The following is a 14211-nucleotide window of genomic DNA, read 5'->3' on the forward strand; positions in this document are numbered from 1 at the left end:
TTCAAGAGACGCCCCGAACCGATTGCGCGACGGCGACCGCCGTCAGGACAAGAGTTGGGATGCGCCGCACAGGATCGATGATGGCGGCGGGCAGCCGACAGCATCGCCTGCTGTCGCAGGCTTTTCGATCCTGTTTGCGGATAGCGTCTTCGACGCCGAGGTTCGACGACCTGGAGAGGCCGTCAACTTTCCGCTCCCTGTGCGGAGACTCTTCGGCCCCTCGCATGAACAGGTAAGCATGGATTGAGAGCGTTCACAACACGAAACGGCCATGATCGAACGTGGTTATGACACCCCCAGTTCACATGTCGTTTCAGGGCCCTTCTGCGGATGGGGCGACGGGCGCGCAAAAAGAGAGGGCCGGCGCGCTGGGACGCCGGCCCTCCCTCTACTCAGACCCGCAGGGCGTTCAGAGCACCCCGATCATCGAGGCCACCAGCGGGTGGCGGACGATGTCGCGTTCGGCCAGACGCACCACGGCGATGTTGTCGACCGCCTCCAGCCGGGCGGAAATATCCGCCAGGCCGGACACGCCGGGCAGCAGGTCCGACTGGTGGGGGTCGCCCGTGACCACCATGGTCGAATGCCAGCCGAGGCGCGTCAGCAGCATCTTCAGCTGCACATAGGTGCAGTTCTGGGCCTCATCGACGACGATGAAGGCGTTGTTCAGGGTGCGGCCGCGCATGTAGCCGATGGGGGCGATTTCGATCAGGCCCTCGGCCATCAGGGCCTTGACCCGTTTCATCGACAGCCGGTCCGACAGGGCGTCGTAGAGCGGGCGCAGATAGGGGGCCAGCTTGTCCTCCATGTCGCCCGGCAGGAAGCCGATCGATTCGCCGGCCTCGACGGCGGGGCGGCTCAGGACGATGCGGCCGACCTTGCCGGCCTCAAGCGCCTCGACCGCCTTGGCGACGGCGAGATAGGTCTTGCCGGTCCCTGCCGGTCCCAGGGCCATGACCAGATTGTGCGCGTCGATGGCCGCCATCAGTTCGTGCTGACCGTCCGACTTGGGCTTCAGCGTCTTCAGATAGCCCTGGTCCCGGTCGTCATTGTTGGGATAGGGCGACCAGCCTGACCGTTCGTTGTGGGGGGCGTGCAGGCGCCGCACCTTTGATTCCTCCATGAACTCTCGCGAATCCAGGAGTCCGTTTTCACGGGACTGACGCTTCATTGCCGCACGCTTGGTCATGGACGCCTCCAGGGCATGAAAAAAGGCGGACCCACACGGGTTCCGCCTTGGCTGGTCTTGGGGAGGAAGGGGTCACGGCCTGCGCCGCGGCGACCACCGGGATCAACGGCCGGGCCGTCCGAAACGGGATGGGCCCGTTCCCGAACAACCGAACCAGGATCCCAACGCGCCAAGCGAAAGCCCCGACAATTGACCGGATCGGGCTTGATCCGGCTTCGGATCCGGGGCCGAAATGGCGACCCTCGAATCGCATCAACAGTTAGATGCTATCGTGGTTAGAAATCTGTTAAAGCCCTCAATTTTCGAAGATTAGGCGGCATTCTGATGACCATTTACGCATTAGGCGACAGCAAACCTCAGTTTCCGCCGCAGGGCGAATACTGGGTGGCGCCGAACGCATCCGTAATTGGAAACGTGATTCTGCACGTCAACGCCAGCGTCTGGTTCGGGGCGGTGCTGCGCGGCGACAATGAGCCGATCACCGTGGGCCCCGACACCAATATTCAGGACGGCAGCGTCCTGCACACCGACATGGGCTCGCCCCTGACCCTGGGGCGGGGCGTCACCGTCGGGCATAAGGCCATGCTGCACGGCTGCGAAGTCGGGGACTACAGTCTGATCGGGATTGGGGCGGTGGTGCTGAACGGGGTGAAGATCGGCCGCAACTGCATCATCGGCGCCAACGCCCTGCTGACCGAGGGCAAGGTAATCCCCGACAACAGTCTGGTGGTGGGCCAGCCGGGCAAGGTGGTGCGCGACCGCGATCCCGCCCAGATCGCCGTGCTTCAGATGTCGGCGGAGCACTATGTGCAGAACTGGAAGCGGTTTGCGGCGGAGTTGCGCCCGCTCTGACCGGGTCGAAGGGGCGGCGATCAGGAAGCCAGGACTGTCCGCGCCGCCGCCGCATCGGCCTCGATCTGGGCCTTCAAGGCCTCCAGCCCGTCGAAACTTTCCTCGCCGCGCAGCCAGGCGACCAGTTCCGTCTCGATGATCTGGCCGTACAGGTCGCCGTCGAAGTCGAACAGCCAGACCTCCAGCAGTGGGCTCTCCAGCGCATACATGGGCCGCAGGCCCAGGCTGGCCACCCCGTCCACGACCCGCCCGTCGGCCAGACGACTGCGTGTGGCATAGACGCCGTAGGCCGGCCGCATATAGTCGCCCAGAGCAACGTTGGCGGTCGGCACGCCGATGGTGCGGCCGCGCTTGTCGCCGTGGATCACCTCGCCCTGGATGGCGAAGGGGCGGCCCAATATGGCGGCGGCGCGGTCCATGTCCCCGGCCTTCAGGGCCTCGCGCACGGCGCTGGACGACAGTTTCAGCCCGTCGGCGTCGTCCAGGCGTTCGGCCACCGAGACCGTGAAGCCCAGCCGCTCGCCATAGGCCCGCAGCGCCTCGGGCGAGCCGGACCGCCCCTTGCCGAAGGTGAAGTCGAAGCCGACGGCGGCGTGTCGCACGCCCAGACCCTGGGCCAACACCTGTTCGGCGAAGTCGGCGTCGCTCATGCCCGCCATCTCGCCGTCGAACGGCAGCAGATAAAGGATGTCGACCCCCAGGGGCGCCAGAGCCCGCGCCATTTGGTCGGCGGTCATCAGGCGAAAGGGCGCGGCCTCGGGCTGGAACCAGCGGCGCGGATGGGGATCGAAACTGACCACGCCCAGCGGGGCGCCCAGCCGTTCGGCGGCGGCCCTGGCCCCTGCAATGACCGCCTGGTGCCCGCGATGCACGCCGTCGAAGGCGCCGACCGCGACCGCCGCGCCCTTCAGGGCGTCCGGCAGGTCGCGCCAGTCGCGGACAATCTGCATCAGCGCTGGGACGGTTTGCGCCGGCGCGGAACGCGAACCACGGCGATCCCGTCCATGATCATCGTCTCGCCGACGAAGCCTTCGCAGCTCAGCTTGACCCGTGCGCTCTCGGACTCAATTTCGATCACGGTGATCCGTATACGGACCACATCGTCGATCCGCACCGGCTGATGGAAGGCCAGGGTCTGGGAGATGTAGATCGACCCCGCCCCCGGCAGGATGGTGCCGACCACGGCCGAGCCGAAGGAGGCGCTGAGCAGGCCGTGGGCGATGCGGCCGCGGTAGGCGGTCTTGGAGGCGAAGGCCTCGTCCAGATGCACGGGGTTGAAATCGTCGGACGCCTCGGCGAACAGCCGAATCCGGTCCTCCGTCGCCACGACGATTTTTTCGGCCGCCATGCCGATGTGAAGCTCGTCCAGGATGTAGCCGCCGGACGGATGTTGCTGAACCAATTCGACCATGGATCAGGCTTTAGCGGCGGTGCGACAAAATGGCGAGCCTTACCAGGCCAGTTCGAGCGCGGCGTAGCGCGCATATGTTGTTTCAGCCTTCAGAAGTTCGCCGGCGCGGGCGGAATCGAGGCTTCCGTCCTCGCCCCTGGCCTGGTCGCCGTGGATCCCTTGCGCGATGAACAGGCAGTCCAGGCCTTGGGCGTTGGCGCCCATGACGTCGGTCACGACCCCGTCGCCGATGCACAGGACGCGCGACCGGTCCACGGGCCGTCCCAGCAGACGTTCCGCCTCTCTCAAGGCCAGGTCGTAGATGGGGCCGAAAGGCTTTCCGGCCATGACGACCCGGCCGCCCAAGGCCTCATAGAGGTCGGCCAAGGCCCCGCCGCAATAGATCAGCTGATCGCCGCGCTGGACCACCCGATCCGGATTGGCGCAGATCAGCTCCAGATCCCGCGCCGCGCCGACTGCCAGTCGTTCACGATAGTCCTCCGGCGTCTCCACCGTGTCGTCGACCGGCCCGGTGACGGAGATGAAGGCGGCGTCCTCGGCGCTGTCGGTCCGGGCCAGGTTGAGACCCGCGTACAGAGGGGCGTCGCGCTCGGGCCCGACGATCCACGCCGGGCCGGGGGCGCGCTTGGCCAGTTCGGCGCGGGTCGCGTCGCCCGAGGTGACGAAGGCCTTCCACGCCTCACGCGGCACGCCCAGCCCGTCCAACTGGGCGACGACATCCGAGGCCGGGCGCGGCGAGTTGGAGATCAGCACCACATGGCCGCCCTGGGCGTTGAACCGGGTGAGGGCCTCGCACGGACCCGCCCAGCTCTCTCGTCCATTGTGGATCACCCCCCAGACGTCGCACAGCAGGATGTCGTAGTCGCCAGCGACGGCTTGGAGATGGGGCAGGGCGTGGGGGAGGGTCATGGGCAGGCAAGTAGGGGGTTTAACGCCGTGACGAAAGTCTCCTCCCCATGAAATGGGGAGGGGAACAGCGAAGCGGTGGAGGGCTCTTGACGCCGCTTAAGCGCCTGGGCTGCGAAAAGCACCCCTCCGTCACGGCGCGGAAGGCGCGCCGCGCCACCTCCCCATGTCATGGGGAGGAGACAGATATGGAGCGATCAGCTGAACCGACGCCGCTGCTCAGCGCTGCGCAGGGTGGAGCGCAGGAATTCGGCCGGAGGGTCGGTTTCGGCCAGCACCTGTTCCTTGATGGCGCGGGGCTCGCCGAACAGATGGCCCTGGCCCATGGCGACGTCCAGTTCGAGGATATCGACGACCTGACGTTCCGCCTCGACCTTTTCAGCGATCACCTCGACGCCGTAGCGGCGGGTCAAGGCGGCGAAATCCGCCGCCTGAATGTCGGGCATGGAGCGCAAGGGCGCGCCGCCGTCCAGGTCCAGCAGCTGCTCGATCAGCAGATCGGCCGCCACCTTGATGAACTTCACGTCCGAACGCTGCAGATCGGCGAAGTCCAGGTCCAGGGTCTGGACCTTGTCCAGCGAAAAGCGGAAGCCCAGGTCCGCCAGCTTGGCCATGTTGCGAGCCTCGACCGCGCCGCGCGCGTCGAAGGTCGCCTGGCCCAGTTCGAAGATCAGGGCCTGGTTCAGGTCGCGGTTCTCGTTCAGGAAGTCCAGGAAGCGCGGGAAGAAGGTCTCATCGCCCAAGGAGGTCAGGGCGACGTTGCAGAAGACCCCAACCTTACGGTCCTGGCGCGACAGCCGGCGCACGATCTGGGCGCAGCGGAACAGCAGCAGATTGTCGATCGCCGGCACCAGGCCTTCGCCCTCCGCCAGGGACAGATACTCCGCCGGCATCATCACCCGGTCGCTGGCGTCGCGCAGGCGGGTGAAGCTCTCATAGAAGAGGGTGCGGCGTTGCGGCAGGGAGACGACGGGCTGAAGATACAGATCGACCCGCCCCTGGCTCAGCGCCTCGTGGATGGTCCGCAGCAGAACGTTGGACTGGGCCTGGCGGCGGCCTTCGAAGGTCTCGACGCCCAGACTGGGCGCGCTGGCCAGACGCTGGTCGATGCTGTCGCTCATCTGCTGGACCAGGGTCTCCAGCATCCGAACTTCGCCGGTCAGGGCGTCGGTGTCCGACAGGGCGCCGCTTTCAATGGCCTGGGCCAGTTCGGTCAGGGCGCCCTGCGTCGATTCCATCGCATCGGCCAGCAGCCGATGCGCCTCGCGCACCTGGTCGATTTCCTTCTTCAGAGCGCGGCGCGCCGCCATGCCGGTGACGATGCCGTGGAAGGCGCCCAACAGGCCCAGCGCCCCGATCGCCCCCGCCACGCCTGCGCCGGCGCCCAAACCCGCACGCCACAGGAAGGCCCCCACGGTCATGCCGAGGAACAGATAGGCGAAGTAGAGAAAGCCCGTGGTCAGGTTGCGCATCGGCTGGCGGTGGCCACTCCCGGATGGAATCGCCTGAGTATCAGGCTATCAATGGCGTTCGGCTAGAGCCGGGCTGCAAATAACCCGGCGAAACTCAAGGGAAACGCAATGGAACTGTTCGATCTCACCGGCAAGGTCGCCATCATCACCGGCTCATCGCGCGGCATCGGCAAGGCCATAGCCGAGCGTCTGGCCGAACACGGCGCCCGGGTCGTCATATCCTCGCGCAAGGCCGGGCCCTGCGATGAGGTCGCCGCCGAGATCAACGCAAAGTACGGAGACGGCCGCGCCATCGCGGTTCCGGCCAACATCGCCTCCAAGGAAGACCTGCAACGGCTGGTCGATGAAACCAACGCCGCCTTCGGCCGAATCGACATCCTGGTCTGCAACGCCGCGACCAATCCCTACGCCGGGCCGATGGCCAGGATCGCCGACGATCAGTTCGAGAAGATTCTTCAGAACAACGTCATTTCCAACCACTGGCTGATCCAGATGGTCGCCCCCCAGATGGTGGAGCGCAAGGACGGCGCCATTCTGGTGATCTCCTCGATCGGGGGCTTGCGCGGCAACGCCCTGATCGGCGCCTACAACATCTCCAAGGCCGCCGACATGCAGCTGGTGCGTAATCTGGCCGTGGAGTGGGGACCGTCCAATGTGCGCGTGAACTGCATCGCGCCGGGCCTGGTCCAGACCGACTTCGCCAAATATCTGTGGGAGAATCCGGAGCTGCTGAAAACCGTCACCGAACCGGCGCCGCTGAAAAGGATCGGCCAGCCCGATGAAATCGCGGGCACAGCGGTCTATCTGTGCAGCCCTGCTTCGGCCTATGTGACCGGACAGACCCTGGTGGTGGACGGCGGATTGACGATTGCCTGGTGAAGACACGCGCGCAGACGGCCCAAGGGGCGGTCGCGCCACAGATTGGAAGCAGGACGTCATCTGGCGCCTGGAGGCCGTTGGCTTTCAAGCCCTGTTCGCCTTCCTGCGCCTTTTGGGGGTCGAGCGGGCCTCGGCCCTGGGGGGCTGGTTGCTGAGGACCCTGGGGCCGCTGACCGGCACGCAGAAGACGGTGATGCGAAATCTGCGCATCGCCTTTCCCGAGATGCCGCCGGATCGTCGCGAGGCCCTGGCGCGCGAACAGTGGGACCGCACGGGCCGCACCTTCGCCGAACTGGCGGTGATGGATCAGCTGACCCCGGCCGGAGGGCGGGTCGAGGTGGTGGGGATGGAGCGGCTGCACGCGCTGCGCGACAGCGGGCGCCCCGCAGTGCTGATCTCGGGCCATCTGGCCAATTTCGAAGTCATGGCGGCGGTCATCATGGCCTCGGGCGTGCCGTGCCAAGTCACCTATCGCGCCGCCAACAATCCCTATGTCGACGCCCAGATCCGCAAGAGCCGAGAGCGTTACGGCATCCGGCTGTTCGCGCCCAAGGGGGACGGGACGCGCGATCTGATGGCCGGGATGAAGCGGGGCGATTCCATCGCCCTGCTGGTCGACCAGAAATACAATCAGGGGCCGGAGGTCGAGTTTTTCGGTCAGCCCGTCAACGCCTCGCCGGGCGCGGCGCGGCTGGCCCTGAAGTTCGGAACCGTGATGCAGCCGCTGTCGGTGGTGCGGCTGCCTGGGGCGCGCTTTCGCGTGACCGCCCATGAGCCGATCACAGTGCGTGAAACCGAAAACAAGGCCGCCGACGTCCTGGCCGGAATCCAGGCCGCCAACCGCTTCGTCGAAGAGCGGGTGCGCGAAGTTCCCGAAGACTGGTTCTGGGTCCACAAACGGTGGCCCGACCGGGTTTACGCCGCGTTGGAAGCGGCCGCCCCGTCGGCGGAGCGGCGGAACGGGCCGCAGTAGTCGTCGGCCTCGCGGCGACGGCGGCAGGGTCCGAAATAGGTGGCGGTCTTCACGAACGGACGGGGTCGGAAGATGACGGCGTTGATCCGGTCCAGAATGGCTTTGGCCGTGATCGGCTTGACCAGAAACTCGGTGACCCCGGCGTCGCGGGCGGCGTAGACGCGGTGCTTCTCGGCATGGCCGCTCATCATGATGATGGGCAGATAGATGTTGGCGCTGTCGGGGCGGTTCCGGACCCGCCGGGTGAACTCGACCCCGTCCATCGGGAACATGTTGTAATCGACCAGAGCCAGGTCGATGGGCTGACGGCGCAAAACCTCGAAGGCTTCCGCCCCGTCGCCGGCCTCATACACCCGGTGGATGTCGGCGGAATGCAGGACGGCCGCTGCGATGGTGCGCATGTGCTGATTGTCATCGACCAGCAGCACATTCAGCGATTGAAGATGCGGCATTCGGCCCCCCGCCTAGCACGAAGGCGCAATATAAGGGATTTCCCTTAGGCAGGCAAGCGGCCGCGAATCAGGCCAGGCGCTCGGGCGGCCGGGCGCCGATCAGAAGCGAGGGGTCCAGGTTGCGGTCGCGCCATTTCAAGCGCCAGCACAGGTGCGGGCCGGTCGCGCGGCCGCTCATGCCGACCCGCCCCATCGGATCGCCGCGACGAACGGTCTGACCGGCCGCGACGTCGATCTGCGACTGGTGAAGATAGGCGCTGATCAGCCCCTGACCATGATCGATCAGGGTCAGACCGCCCTCGAAATGCATGTCGGGCCGGGTGAAGATGACGCGGCCGTCGGCCGGCGCCCGGATGACGGTTCCGATCGGCGCGGCCAGATCGACGCCGTAATGGGGCCGCGCGGGCGTGCCGTTCAAAACGCGCTGGGCGCCCCAGGCGCTGGAGACGCGATAGGTCTCCAGCGGCCAGACGAAGCCGTCGCGGAAGTCGTCCGTATCAGCCCGGCTGGCGAAGGCCTCGGTCTTGACCAGGACCTCCTGGCGAATGCGCTCCAGCAGGGCCGGATCGCTGGGCTCGACCGTGGCCGGCGGCAGGCCGTCGATCCGTGTCGAGGGGAAGTCATAGGGGGCCACGGCGATGCGGCGTCGGGTGGATTGCGCGCCGTCGCGGGCTTCGATGTCCACCTCTGCGGCGGCGTCTCGGTCAAAGCCCACGATGAACAGGCCGTCGGCGGAGGCGGTGCTCAGGGCCTCTCCATCCACGAAAATCAGGGCGCGCGGCGCCGTGCGACCCAGGGCGTAGCCGCCTTGTCGCCAGGCGCCGTTCATCGCCAGGGGCAGGGCGGACGGCGTCTCGCCGCGCGCGGCGGCGCCCAGGCCGCGGGGCGTCGCAACCGCAGCGGCCAGGCCCAGCAGCAGGGGCCGGCGGCCGATCATTCAGGCTGCATCCGGGCGATGAACTCGGCTGGGCCGAAATAGGCTTCCTGCCGGCTGGGGCTCCAGTACCGCAGCACCTCCAGGGGAATGGGCTTCTCCGTCACGGCGCAGCGCACGAAACGGCCGGGCTTCAGCACTGCGAACTCCCCGTCGCCGTAGTGAAGCACCGCCTGGGCTGAAAGGGTCTCGTCCATGGCCGCAGTTAACGACGATCCCGAGCGCCCGCCAAGAGGCGTCGGCTCAGGCGGTGGCCGGATTCGATGCGGCCTTTTCCGCCGCGTGGTCGATCGCCGCCTGTTTGGCCTCGGGCGAGCCGGCGACGGGCGGGCGGGGCCGCCCTCCCATCCGATCCGTCAGCAGGAAGACGAAGGGGTTCAGCGAGATCGACAGCAGGGCCGCCGCCAGGATCAGATCGTGGGTCTCTCGGCTCATGGCCCCCAGATAGACGCCCAGGGCCGCCAGGATGAAGGAGAATTCGCCGATCTGGGCCAGGGAGGCCGCGACTGTCAGGCCGGTCGAGCGATCCAGTTTGAAGCCGTGGGTGATGACCAGGGCCGCCAGCGACTTGCCGACGATGACGATGGCCAGGACGCCCAGAACCGCCAGCGGATCGCGCACCAGGATCATCGGGTCAAACAGCATGCCCACCGAGACGAAGAACAGGACGGCGAAGGCGTCCCGCAGGGGCAGGGACCGTTCGGCCGCATTATGCCCAAGGGGAGAGGCGTTCATGACCAGCCCGGCAAGGAAGGCGCCGAGGGCGAACGAATGGAATAGATAATAGGCCAGCCAGGCGATGCCCAGAGCGATCGCCAGGACGCCCAGGGTGAAGAGTTCGCGCGACCGGGTATGGGCGATCCGCACCAGGAGCCAGGGGATCAGACGCCCGCCGACCACCAGCATGCCGGCGACGAACAGGCCCACCTTCAACAGGGTCCAGCCGATGTTCATGCCCAGGGCGCCCAGGTCGGCCTGGGTTCCGGCCGGGACGAGGATCATCGGCAGCATGACCAGGGCGATGACGATCACCATGTCCTCGACGATCAGCCAGCCGACGGCGATCCGCCCGATTTCGCCCTTGACCTGTTTGCGCTCTTCCAGCGCCCGCAGCAGAACCACGGTGGAGGCGACCGAAAGGGAGAAGCCCATCAGCAGGGCCTCGACGTCGCCGAGGCCCAACAGGGTCCGGCCCAGGGCCCAGCCCAGGGCGGTGGCGGCGGCGATCTGGACCAGGGCGCCGGGCACGGCGACCTTGCGCACCTGCATCAAATCCTTGGGCGAAAAATGCAGACCGACGCCGAACATCAGCAGGATCACGCCGATCTCGGCCAACTGGGGCGCCAGTTCCAGATCGGCGACGAACCCCGCCGTATAGGGACCGACGACGATCCCCGCGACCAGATAGCCGACCAGGGGCGACAGTTTCAGACGATTGGCCAACATGCCGAACACAAAGGCGAGGACGAAGCCTCCGACCAGGGTGAGAATCAGGCTGTCGGCATGCGTCATCGGGGCTCCTGCGAAGGGGAAGGGCGCGCTGTTCGGAGACGTCGCAGTTGGTGGCCGCAGGCCGCTTTTTCAAGATGACGCAGTGTCGCGTTCAGACCTTCCCCCGCTTGCGGGGAAAGCAGCAGGTCGAGGCGCGCAGCAATACGCTTGACGATGGGGGAGGCCTTCCTTCAGGCGACACCCCCCCTCCGAGCCTGATCCGCTGCGCGGACGCCGGCCCACCTCCCCCGCAGGCGGGGGAGGGTCTTGAGGTCAGCCTCTCGTCTGGTCCCAGTACCGGACCGCATCGGCGTCGCGCGCCGACAGGTCGGGATAATCAGGGTCGGAGCCGACATCCGGCACCCGTCGCCAGGAGCGGGCGCATTTGGGATAGTCGGCCAGGTCCACGGTCACGGCCAGGGCCTCGCCTTCGACCAGTTCAGCGCCAGAGGTGCGGAAAATCTCGGCCGCGTCCAGGCCGTCGAACGGGGCGAAGGTCCCGGCCGGGGCCGTTACGGTGGGCCAGGCGTCCAGCGCCCCGCCGATCCGCTTGTCGCGACGGGCGGCCTCCAGGGATTCGTTGACGACTTCCAGGACGGTGTTGATCTTCGCCCACCGAGCCGCCTCGGCCGCATTCTCCCACTCCGCCGGCGTTTCCGGCATCACCCGCAGGCAGTTGCTTCCACCTTCCGGGAACCGCGTGGTCCAAGCCTCTTCCATCGTGAAGGGCGTCAGCGGCGAGAGCCAGGCGGTCAGGCGGGCGAACACCTCGTCCATCACCGTGCGGGCGGCGCGGCGGCGCAGGGCGTCGGGGCGGTCGCAGTACAGGCTGTCCTTCCTGATATCGAAATACAGGGCCGACAGGTCGTTGGAGCAGAACTCCAGCACCGGGCGCACCACGTCCTGGAACCGGTATTCGGCATAGGCCTGGCGTACATGGGCGTCCAGCTCCCACAGGCGGTGCAGGATGAACGTCTCCAGCGGCGGGAACTGGTCGTAGTCGGCCAGCCGCTCGGCCTCGTCGAAGTCCGACAGGGCGCCGAGCAGATAGCGGACCGTGTTCCGCAGTTTGCGATAGGCGTCGACCGTGGTCTGGAGGATCTGTTTGCCGATCCGCTGGTCCTCGGAATAGTCGACCAGGCTGACCCAAAGGCGCAGGATGTCGGCGCCGCTCTCCTTGATGATGGTCAGGGGGTCGGTCGTATTGCCCTTGGACTTGGACATCTTCTCCCCCTTTTCGTCGAGGGTGAAGCCGTGGGTCAGGACCGCCTTGAACGGGGCGCGGCCACGGGTGCCGCAACCTTCCAGCAGCGACGACTGGAACCAGCCGCGGTGTTGGTCCGACCCTTCCAGATAGAGGTCGGCGGGCCAGTGCGCCGGGCGGTCGCCCGCATAGCCGTGCTCGGGCAGGCGCGGGTCCAGGGTGAAGGCGTGAGTCGAACCGGAGTCGAACCAGACGTCCAGAATATCCTCGACCTTCTCGTACCGGGCCGGGTCGTGGGCGCCCAAGAAGTCGGCGTCCGGCGCGGTGAACCAGATGTCGGCGCCGTGTTCGGCCACGGCCTTGACGATCCGGGCGTCGACCTCGGGATCATGCAGGGGCTGGCCGGTCTGTTTGTCGATGAACATGGCGAGCGGCGTGCCCCAGGCGCGCTGGCGGCTGACCAGCCAGTCGGGACGCCCCTCGACCATCGACCGGATGCGGTTCTTGCCCGCCGCCGGGTGGAAGGCGGTGTCGTCGATGGCGTTCAACGCCGTTTCGCGCAGGGTGTCGCCGCTCTTCAAGGGCTGGTCCATGCGGATGAACCACTGCGGCGTATTGCGGAAGATGATCGGCGCCTTGGACCGCCAGGAGTGCGGATAGGAATGCTCCAGCCGCCCGCGCGCCAAGAGATTGCCGGCCTCGATCAGCTTCTCCATCACCGCCCCGTTGGCGGGACCGAACTTGCCGGTCTTCTTGCCCTCGGTCTCCAGAACCTTCAGCCCGGCGAACAGGGGGACGTGGGGGTAATAGGCGCCGTCCGGATCGACCGTATCCGGCACCTCGTGATGACCGTGGGCCTTCCACACCTCGAAGTCGTCGGCGCCGTGGCCCGGCGCCGTGTGGACAAAGCCCGTACCGGCGTCGTCGGTCACATGGTCGCCGGCCAGCAGGGGCACGGAGAAGCCGTAGCCGCTGTCGAGCGCGGCCAGCGGGTGGGCGCATTCCAGGCCCGACGGATTGATGTCGTAGACGCGGGTCCAGGCGGCGATCTTGGCCGCCTTGAACACATGCTCGGCCAGCTTGTCGGCGACGATCAGACGATCGCCCGGCTTGGCCCAGGGCGCGAACTCCAGACCCTCTTCGATGGCCGTGACCTCATACAGACCATAGGCGATCTCAGGGCCGTAGCTGATCGCGCGGTTGGCGGGGATGGTCCAGGGGGTGGTGGTCCAGATCACGACCGAGGGCGTGCCGCTGCGGAAGGACAAGAGGTCGTCGGGATGGTCGTCGGATGCGCCCGTGACCGGGAACTTGACCCAGATCGTCGGCGACACATGGTCGTGGTACTCGATCTCGGCGTCGGCCAGGGCGGTGCGCTCGACCGGCGACCACATGACGGGCTTGGAGCCGCGATACAGCTGGCCCGAGTTCTTGAACTTGTGGAATTCGGCGACGATGGCCGCTTCCGACTTGAAGTCCATGGTGGCGTAGCGGTTGGCGAAGTCGCCGACCGCGCCCAGGCGCAGGAACTGGTCGCGCTGCAGGTCGATGTATTTGCCGGCGTAGTCGCGGCAGGCGGCGCGGAACTCGTCCTTGGACACCTCGTCCTTGCGGCGGCCCTTGGCGCGGAACTGTTCCTCGATCTTCCACTCGATCGGCAGGCCGTGGCAGTCCCAGCCGGGGACGTAGTCGACGTCATAGCCCAGCAGGAAACGGCTGCGGACCACAAAGTCCTTCAACGTCTTGTTCAGCGCATGGCCGATGTGGATGTCGCCGTTGGCGTAGGGCGGGCCGTCGTGCAGGACGAACAGGGGCGCGTTCTGCTTCTGCCGCTCGGCGCGCAGGGCGCCGTACAGGTCGCCCCACTGCTCCAGGATCGCCGGCTCCTTCTGCGGCAGGCCGCCCCGCATGGGGAAGGGCGTTTCGGGCAGGAAGACGGTGTCGCGATAGTCGCGGCCGGAGGGGGTGTCGGTGGTGTCGGTGGCGTCGGCCATGGGTCGTCTCGGCGTCGTGGGGTGAGCGTTCGCTGTCTTCGTTCGCCCTATCGCGCTGCTGAGGGCGGTCGTTCCCGGCGTGCACGGGGCCAAGGGCCCAGAGGCGCTACGCCGGGCGGCTAATCGAAATCAGGCGAATGAGGACGCGGACGGTCATTGTGGAGGCGGTCTAGCAGACGGATGCGGCATTGCGCCATCCCGAACACCGCCGCGTCTCAACGGAAACGAAAGGCTTTTGCCGTCTTGGTTAAGTTTGGATCGTCCGGAAGTCTGTTCGGGCGAGATGAGAATTCGTTCGGGAGTCCCGCCGATGCGGCAGCGGATCAGGAATTGGATGCTGGGTCTGGCGGCCGGCGCGGCCATGCTGGGCGTCGCCGGCGCGGCTGCCGCCCAGAGCTGCGGCCAACCGGCCTGCGAGCCGCCGCCGCCGCCCTGCTGCGAGCCGCCGCCGCCC

The 14211-nt window shown here is 67.0% G+C and carries 13 protein-coding genes; 3 read left to right on the forward strand and 10 right to left on the reverse strand.

From position 1 onward, the window contains the following. Nucleotides 1–409: 409 nt before the first annotated feature. Complete coding sequence (locus AC07XS_RS08065) at nt 410–1201, reverse strand: PhoH family protein (RefSeq protein ID WP_152949696.1); 792 nt, start codon at nt 1199–1201, stop codon at nt 410–412. A gap of 312 nt (nt 1202–1513) precedes the next feature. On the opposite strand from AC07XS_RS08065, the gene AC07XS_RS08070 reads away from it, so the two are divergent. Continuing rightward, entirely contained in the window at nt 1514–2041 is a 528-nt protein-coding gene (locus AC07XS_RS08070; RefSeq protein WP_152949697.1) for a gamma carbonic anhydrase family protein, read from the forward strand. A 20-nt stretch (nt 2042–2061) separates the two neighbouring features. Here the strand turns inward: AC07XS_RS08070 and AC07XS_RS08075 are convergent, their stop codons facing one another. From AC07XS_RS08075 to tipF, 4 genes are all read right to left on the reverse strand, one after another. Then, nucleotides 2062–2991 carry a bifunctional riboflavin kinase/FAD synthetase gene (locus tag AC07XS_RS08075; protein ID WP_182713958.1) on the reverse strand — a complete coding sequence of 310 codons (930 nt, stop codon included), beginning with the start codon at nt 2989–2991 and terminating at the stop codon, nt 2062–2064. Next, on the reverse strand, nt 2991–3452 hold the full coding sequence (locus AC07XS_RS08080) for a MaoC family dehydratase (protein WP_054764991.1): 462 nt from the start codon (nt 3450–3452) through the stop codon (nt 2991–2993). The genes AC07XS_RS08075 and AC07XS_RS08080 overlap by 1 nt, the downstream gene beginning before the upstream one ends. A 39-nt stretch (nt 3453–3491) precedes the next feature. Then, nucleotides 3492–4361 carry a TIGR01459 family HAD-type hydrolase gene (locus AC07XS_RS08085; protein WP_182713957.1) on the reverse strand — a complete coding sequence of 290 codons (870 nt, stop codon included), beginning with the start codon at nt 4359–4361 and terminating at the stop codon, nt 3492–3494. Nucleotides 4362–4555: 194 nt separating this feature from the next. Continuing rightward, nucleotides 4556–5830: a flagella assembly cyclic-di-GMP phosphodiesterase TipF gene (gene tipF / locus AC07XS_RS08090; RefSeq protein WP_152949701.1), complete on the reverse strand. Its 1275-nt coding sequence runs from the start codon at nt 5828–5830 to the stop codon at nt 4556–4558. 108 nt (nt 5831–5938) lie between these two features. Between tipF and AC07XS_RS08095 the strand changes: the two genes are divergently transcribed. Beyond that, nucleotides 5939–6709, forward strand: coding sequence for an SDR family oxidoreductase (locus tag AC07XS_RS08095; protein ID WP_182713956.1), 771 nt, complete (start codon nt 5939–5941; stop codon nt 6707–6709). After that, nucleotides 6699–7682, forward strand: a complete 984-nt coding sequence (locus tag AC07XS_RS08100) for a lysophospholipid acyltransferase family protein (RefSeq protein ID WP_152949703.1) — start codon at nt 6699–6701, stop codon at nt 7680–7682. Before AC07XS_RS08095 ends, AC07XS_RS08100 begins: the two co-directional genes overlap by 11 nt. Here AC07XS_RS08100 and AC07XS_RS08105 read toward each other — a convergent pair. The 5 genes from AC07XS_RS08105 to ileS all read right to left on the reverse strand — a co-directional run bounded on the left by AC07XS_RS08105 (nt 7625) and on the right by ileS (nt 13757). Beyond that, complete coding sequence (locus AC07XS_RS08105) at nt 7625–8134, reverse strand: response regulator (RefSeq protein ID WP_054764996.1); 510 nt, start codon at nt 8132–8134, stop codon at nt 7625–7627. The genes AC07XS_RS08100 and AC07XS_RS08105 overlap by 58 nt on opposite strands. 67 nt (nt 8135–8201) lie before the next feature. Next, on the reverse strand, nt 8202–9071 hold the full coding sequence (locus AC07XS_RS08110) for a M23 family metallopeptidase (RefSeq protein WP_182713955.1): 870 nt from the start codon (nt 9069–9071) through the stop codon (nt 8202–8204). After that, the gene (locus AC07XS_RS08115; RefSeq protein ID WP_054764998.1) at nt 9068–9265 is read right to left on the reverse strand and encodes a DUF2093 domain-containing protein; all 198 of its coding nucleotides are present in this window, start codon (nt 9263–9265) and stop codon (nt 9068–9070) included. Before AC07XS_RS08115 ends, AC07XS_RS08110 begins: the two co-directional genes overlap by 4 nt. 46 nt (nt 9266–9311) lie before the next feature. Then, complete coding sequence (locus AC07XS_RS08120; RefSeq protein WP_152949705.1) at nt 9312–10580, reverse strand: cation:proton antiporter domain-containing protein; 1269 nt, start codon at nt 10578–10580, stop codon at nt 9312–9314. Nucleotides 10581–10832: 252 nt separating this feature from the next. Continuing rightward, a complete protein-coding gene (gene ileS / locus AC07XS_RS08125) occupies nt 10833–13757 on the reverse strand; it encodes an isoleucine--tRNA ligase (RefSeq protein ID WP_494732661.1) in 2925 nt (974 codons plus the stop codon). Nucleotides 13758–14211 lie beyond the last annotated feature (454 nt).

Source organism: Brevundimonas sp. GW456-12-10-14-LB3 (assembly GCF_059424365.1).

Excerpts from the sequence above, each read along its gene's own strand:
- AC07XS_RS08080 (WP_054764991.1), bottom strand. The coding sequence starts at position 3,452 with ATGGTCGAATTGGTTCAGCAACATCCGTCCGGCGGCTACATCCTGGAC.
- AC07XS_RS08110 (WP_182713955.1), bottom strand. The coding sequence starts at position 9,071 with ATGATCGGCCGCCGGCCCCTGCTGCTGGGCCTGGCCGCTGCGGTTGCG.
- AC07XS_RS08070 (WP_152949697.1), top strand. The coding sequence starts at position 1,514 with ATGACCATTTACGCATTAGGCGACAGCAAACCTCAGTTTCCGCCGCAG.
- AC07XS_RS08120 (WP_152949705.1), bottom strand. The coding sequence starts at position 10,580 with ATGACGCATGCCGACAGCCTGATTCTCACCCTGGTCGGAGGCTTCGTC.
- AC07XS_RS08085 (WP_182713957.1), bottom strand. The coding sequence starts at position 4,361 with ATGACCCTCCCCCACGCCCTGCCCCATCTCCAAGCCGTCGCTGGCGAC.
- AC07XS_RS08095 (WP_182713956.1), top strand. The coding sequence starts at position 5,939 with ATGGAACTGTTCGATCTCACCGGCAAGGTCGCCATCATCACCGGCTCA.
- ileS (WP_494732661.1), bottom strand. The coding sequence starts at position 13,757 with ATGGCCGACGCCACCGACACCACCGACACCCCCTCCGGCCGCGACTAT.
- AC07XS_RS08075 (WP_182713958.1), bottom strand. The coding sequence starts at position 2,991 with ATGCAGATTGTCCGCGACTGGCGCGACCTGCCGGACGCCCTGAAGGGC.
- AC07XS_RS08105 (WP_054764996.1), bottom strand. The coding sequence starts at position 8,134 with ATGCCGCATCTTCAATCGCTGAATGTGCTGCTGGTCGATGACAATCAG.
- AC07XS_RS08115 (WP_054764998.1), bottom strand. The coding sequence starts at position 9,265 with ATGGACGAGACCCTTTCAGCCCAGGCGGTGCTTCACTACGGCGACGGG.
- tipF (WP_152949701.1), bottom strand. The coding sequence starts at position 5,830 with ATGCGCAACCTGACCACGGGCTTTCTCTACTTCGCCTATCTGTTCCTC.